Here is a 1,812-nt window from a genome sequence, read left to right on the forward strand (position 1 = left end):
TGATGGTCATGGGCCACCTGTGCTCGGCGAAGGTATGGATGATCGTTACTGCCTGCTCAATAGGGTATATGTGGAACTGTTGGTGCCCGAATATTGGTGTCGACTGATTCACCTACAAACACCATACGTTTATGAAGAATTAACTGCTTGATAGTAATGTCTTTGATAGAAATAACTCAACTCCCAAGAAAGGATAAGATTGAGTGGTACGCCTCCACGTCAAGTGGGCATTGGGGCTGTCTCGTTATGATCTGCTGCATATCAGATATGGATTCGGCGTAGCAGCTCCGCTGGTGGCAGGAGGTTGTTCTCGATGTAGGCCCGGAAGATGGGGACGGCCTGCTCGCCGGTGAAGACCTCCTCGGGGTGAACCTGGATGGTGAACGGCTCAGGGCCCCCGTTGTCCCAGGACACTGTGACCCACGCCTCCGGGTCGACCACGGGCTGACGAGCCACCGCGTACTGCTCATAGGAGTCATCCTCGTGGGTCACTCGGATCTCAATGGTCATCGCCTCCGTCGACCCACCACACTGGATGTACGTACCTCGCGCCGGAGAAGAACGAGGAACATCGTCAATGTGCCGCACCCCCTCAGGAAGACCCCACACCACAAGAGAAAACACATACTTCCCATCCAGGAAATTCGGGGAGGTCAGACTCCGCGCCACCCTATTCGCGAACTCCTGTGGAGTCTGCGGCATAAAAAATTCTTCGATAGGCCCATCTTCGCCATTCGTCTCACAAGAAAAATATCTCATTGCTTCTCAACTTTCTGTACATAAACCTCTGTGACTTCGATGGTTCGCCCGTCATCCAACGTGACTCGGGCGGGATTGTCGGGCGACACCATGCTATCGGCGGCCCGCTGGCCGCCAGCATACGAGGAATCACCGCTCTTGACCTCCAGGCCGACCCAGGTGCCGTCCTCTCGTTGGATAAGCCGGTCGTAGTAACGCCCCTGCGGAGCTCCATCAATGTGCGCAAGACGCTTGTCCTCGATGACCTCTCTGACTGTTTCTCCCCGCCGCTTCAATCGCTGAGTGTACTTCTCCAGCCCTATTGCTTCGCTCTCGTCGTACATGTGTGCACCGCTATTGCCGTCGGTATAGCGGCCTCTGACGTCGCGACCGTCACCACGGTCAGCGCGCTCGTTTACCGGCTCGGCGTCCGGCTTGGTGTCGGCTGGAGATTCGTGGCGTCGGGCGCCCTGGCGGGCGTTGCTGTGTGCTGCTTGTGATTCTGTGACGTGTTGGGCTTGGGTTCTGGCTGCTGCGTGTTCGGTGGCTTGGGTGGCTTCCTTGGCTCCTTCCTTCATGAGGGTGCGGTTGGTGGCCATGGTTCTGGCGGTGGTGCGGGCCACGCTACCGGCTCCTGCTGCCCCTAGGGGGATGAAGGTCATGGCCAGGTCGAGCCCGTCGGTCAGGGCCTGTCCCAGGGTCAGGTTCCTCAGGTAGCTGGCCTTGGCCGCGGCCGGGTTGTCGAGGTAGGAGGCCAGGCCGTGTCCGTGGGCCATGGCCCAGGTCATCAGGTCGACCATGACCAGCGCCGTCCCAAGGCCCAGCCCGGTGGTCATCAACGCCATCGCCAGTGCCGCCATGACCACCAGCTGCTGCCAGAACTCCAGGTTGTTCCAGGCCTCAGCCAGCTCATCAAGCAGGCCGGCGAAGAACGCCGGGTCGGTGTCACCGGTCAGTAGGGAGGAGCCGATGTCCTGGGCGATCAGGGTCCCGTACCACAGGCACAGTGCCCCGACCAGGGCTGAGACCACGAGTGTTATGAAGGCGAAGGTGCGGCGGGCGCGGGGCTCGGTC

2 protein-coding genes are annotated in these 1,812 nt (G+C 59.8%); both read right to left on the reverse strand.

The features are described from left to right. Nucleotides 1-261 precede the first annotated feature (261 nt). Complete coding sequence (locus HMPREF9056_RS14770; protein ID WP_009405127.1) at nt 262-510, reverse strand: hypothetical protein; 249 nt, start codon at nt 508-510, stop codon at nt 262-264. A 245-nt stretch (nt 511-755) separates the two neighbouring features. Further along, on the reverse strand, nt 756-1,769 hold the full coding sequence (locus HMPREF9056_RS14410) for a hypothetical protein (RefSeq protein WP_216593613.1): 1,014 nt from the start codon (nt 1,767-1,769) through the stop codon (nt 756-758). Between the last annotated feature and the right edge of the window lie 43 nt (nt 1,770-1,812).

The organism is Actinomyces sp. oral taxon 170 str. F0386 (assembly GCF_000195595.1).
Taxonomy (GTDB): domain Bacteria; phylum Actinomycetota; class Actinomycetes; order Actinomycetales; family Actinomycetaceae; genus Actinomyces.